This window comes from Streptomyces sp. CC53 (assembly GCF_001865245.1).
Classification (GTDB): Bacteria; Actinomycetota; Actinomycetes; order Streptomycetales; family Streptomycetaceae; genus Streptomyces.
The window spans coordinates 1-3528 of sequence record NZ_MKXB01000119.1 but is presented as its reverse complement, the minus strand read 5'-3'; the positions used below and the strand labels follow the sequence as shown (position 1 = coordinate 3528).

At 76.6% G+C, this 3528-nt stretch carries 2 protein-coding genes and 1 pseudogene; all 3 read right to left on the bottom strand.

All coding sequences use genetic code 11. The features are described from left to right. Window positions 1–506 (bottom strand): annotated as a pseudogene (locus BJP40_RS11460) (hypothetical protein); the annotation flags it as partial. After that, window positions 503–1396 (bottom strand): xanthine dehydrogenase family protein subunit M, encoded by an 894-nt coding sequence (locus tag BJP40_RS11455; protein ID WP_071280272.1) that lies wholly within the window; start codon window positions 1394–1396, stop codon window positions 503–505. The gene BJP40_RS11455 and the pseudogene BJP40_RS11460, both read right to left, overlap by 4 nt. A gap of 329 nt (window positions 1397–1725) precedes the next feature. Continuing rightward, complete coding sequence (locus BJP40_RS11450; protein ID WP_371258626.1) at window positions 1726–3420, bottom strand: beta-N-acetylhexosaminidase; 1695 nt, start codon at window positions 3418–3420, stop codon at window positions 1726–1728. Window positions 3421–3528 lie beyond the last annotated feature (108 nt).

Genomic DNA, 3528 nt, shown 5'->3' with positions numbered 1-3528 from the left:
GTGGGGGCCCAGGGTGCGGGGGCGCCGCCCGGGAGGGTCGCGGGCGGGGTGCCGTGGGACCAGTCCGGTACGGCGGCGGGCGATCCCGCGGCGAGCCGGTACTCGCCGGACTCCTCGGGCAGGTCGCCCTGCGCCACGGGGATGGTCCACTGCCCGGTCAGTTCGGTGCCGCCGGGCGGGGGCGTCTGCGGGTAGGGCCGCTCCGCGGGCGGCGCCGGAGCGGGCGGCGGCTCCGCCGCCGCCACGGCCTCGTGGAAGTTCCACTGGGCCGTGGCGTGCGGGTCGGTGATCTCCGGCGGCACGAAGCCGTGGCCGGGTGCCTCCAGGGGGAAGCCGTCCAGGCCGGCGCCGGGCGGGAGCTGCACGAAGGCGGTGGCGTCGCCGTCGTACTCGCCCGCGGGGAGGGGCTGCCAGCCGCCTTCGTGCCCCTCCCGGCCGTGGTGGTCCTGATGTGCCTGGTGGTCCGGATGGTCCTGGTGCCGGTTCTCGGTCTCGTCGGCGGTCACGACAGCGCCCTCCCCAGTGCTCGTCGGGCCAGCACGGCGACGGTGCGCCGCAGATGCAGTACGGCGGGTGGCAGCGGGGGCGGCTCCTCGCCCTCGGCGGCCGGCGGCTGGTCCGGGATGCAGGCGGCCGCCACGTACTCGCCGAAGGCCACCAGGGCCTCCGGGCTGAGTCCGCGCTCCCCGTCCCAGTCGACGAGTGAGGCGATCCAGTGCTCGGCCTCCAGCGGCCGCAGCGGCATCGGGGCGATGGCCCCGACCGCGCAGCGGACGGCGCGCCGTGCCGGGTCCAGGACGATGGCGACCGACGCGAGGGCGCGGCCGGGGCCGGTCCGCCCGGTGGCCTTGAGGAAGACCTGCGGGGCGTGCAGCAGCGGGACCCGCACGTGCGCGACCAGTTCCGCGGGGCCGAGCATCTCGCGTCCGGCCAGCAGGTGGGAGACCGGGATCTCGCGGGCGCCGCCCGGCCCGACGACGACCAGGTCGGCCTCCAGCGCGGCGAGCACGGGCAGGGTGTCGCCGGTCGGGGCGGCCGTGACGACGTTGCCGCCGAGGGTGCCGGCGTTGCGGATCTGCGGCGGTCCGGCGGCGCGGGCGGCGGCGGCCAGGGCGGGGATGAGCGCGGCGAAGTCGGGGCGGCCCATGCGGGCGTGGGTGAGGCCGGCGCCGAGGAGGGCGTGGCCGTCCTGGTACTGCCAGCCGCGGATCTCGTTGACGCGGCCCAGCCCGACGAGTCCGGCCGGGCGGAGCCGGCCCTTGTTGACGGCCGCCATGAGGTCGGTGCCGCCGGCGGCGGGCACGGCGGCGGGCATGGCGGTGAGCGCGGCCACGGCCTCGGCGAGCGTGGCCGGCAGCGTGACGGACTGCGCCGCCCGCGGTGCGTGCGTGGTCAACCCAGCTGCCCCTTCCCGGTGTCCCGGTCCCGGCTGTATCGGCTGTTTCGGCTGTCCCGGTCGTCCCGGCTGTGTTGCCGTACCGTACGTGCTCACAGCCCGGACGTGGAAACTCTGGCACATCTTCCGGGCTGTCCGGCGCGAGGGTCCGCGAAGGGTGTATCCGCCCGCGACCTCCCGGCCCCTCCCGTGACCTCCCTTGATCCGCCACCGCTTCAGGCAATCACCCCCTTCACCCCATTCGCCCGTTCTTTCGCACATGGGGGAGATCGGTGCTCGCTCTCCCGGCTGCTCATCCACCCCCGCGCGGGCACCCGGCGGCCGCCGGGTCAGGCGTCCGGGGGCCGCGGATCGAACGGCCGCCCGACCAGTCCCGGCCGCCGCTGCCAGGGCAACGGGCCCGCCGGGCGCCGGTAGTCGACACCGAGTGCCTCAAGGCGCCGGTAGTGCGCGGTCATTCTCCGCTCGAAGTCGGCGAGGTCGCGCGCCGGGGGCGCGGGGAGCCGGGTCGACCAGGCCACCTCGGCGAAGGCGGCAAGCCGCGGGAAGAGCTGGTAGTCGACGCGGGCGCGGTTCTCCGTCACCTCGCTCCACAGGTTCGCCTGGGTGCCGAGGACGCGGGCGGCGGCGTCGGGGCCGAGTCCGGGCGGCACGGGGTCGAACCGGTAGACGTCCTCCAGGGTGCGGACGAACCCGAGGGGCACCGGCTCGTCGGGGCCCGCGTCCTGACGGTGGTCCAGGTACACGTGCTGCTCGGGGCACATGACGACGTCGTGGCCGGCCTCGGCGGCGGCGATCCCGCCGGCGTAGCCGCGCCAGGACGACACGGCGGCGCCCGGCGCCAGACCGCCCTGCAGGATCTCGTCCCAGCCGATGAGCCGCCGTCCGCGCGCGGCGAGCCACCGGTCGAAGTGGCGGATGAACCAGCTCTGCAGGCCGTCCTCGTCCCCCACCCCCAGCTCCGCGATCCGGGCCTGCGCGGTCGGTGAGGCCCGCCACTGGTCCTTGGGGCACTCGTCGCCGCCGATGTGGACGAACGGCGACGTCTCGGCGGGGAAGAGCTCCAACACCTCCTCCCACACGCCCTCGTAGAAGCGCAGGACGTGTGCGGTGGGGGCGAGCACGTGCGGACTGACCCCCCAGGTGTCCCAGGCGGCGAGGCCGGCGGTGTCGACGGCGTCGGTGTTGCCGAGCTCCGGGTACGCGGCGATGGCGGCCTGGGAGTGGCCCGGGAGGTCGATCTCCGGCACGACGCGGACGTGCCGCTCGGCGGCGTACGCGACGATCTCGCGGATGTCGTCCTGGGTGTAGTAGCCGCCGTGCGGGGTGTCGTCCCACAGCGGTGAGGCGCGGTGTCCGCGCTTGGTGCGGCTCCGCCACGCGCCGACGGCGGTCAGCCTCGGGTACCGGCGGATCTCGATCCGCCAGCCCTGGTCGTCGGTGAGGTGCAGGTGCAGCACGTTCAGCTTGTGGGCGGCGAGGAGGTCCACGTACCGCAGGACGTCGTCCTTGGGCAGGAAGTGGCGTGCGACGTCCAGCAGCAGCCCCCGCCACCCGAACCGCGGCCGGTCCTCGATGCCCAGGCCGGTGAGGACGGCGGGGGCGGCGCGTCCGCCGCGCCGCACGGGCGCCCGCCGGAAGGCGTCGGCGCCGAGGAGTTGACGGAGGGTCTGCGCGCCCCAGAACACGCCGGCGGGGTCGCCGCCGGTGATCCGCACGCTCCGGGTCGCGGCGACGACGTCGAGCCGGTACGCCTCCGCTCCGAGCCGCGGGTCCAGGCGCAGCGCCACGGCGTCGTGCCGCCCGGCGGGCACGGGCGGCAGGGCCAGTCCGAAGGCGGCGCCGACCGCGGACCGCAGCCACCGCTCGGTGCCCTCCGTGCCCGGCGCGGCGTCGATGCCCGTCCGCCCGTCGAGGACGAAGCCGCAGCCGGACGGGCCCGTCATCCGCGCGGGCACCGGCACGAGGTCCGTGCTTCCGGCGCCCGCGCCGCCGCCACCGCGGCCGGTGTCTCCCCCGCACACCGCCCGGCCGCCGACACCACCGGAGGGGACGGCCCCGTCGGGGACCTCGGCCCCGACGGTGGCACAGGTCCCGTCCCCGTCCCCGTTGCGCCCGACCCGACCGGCGCC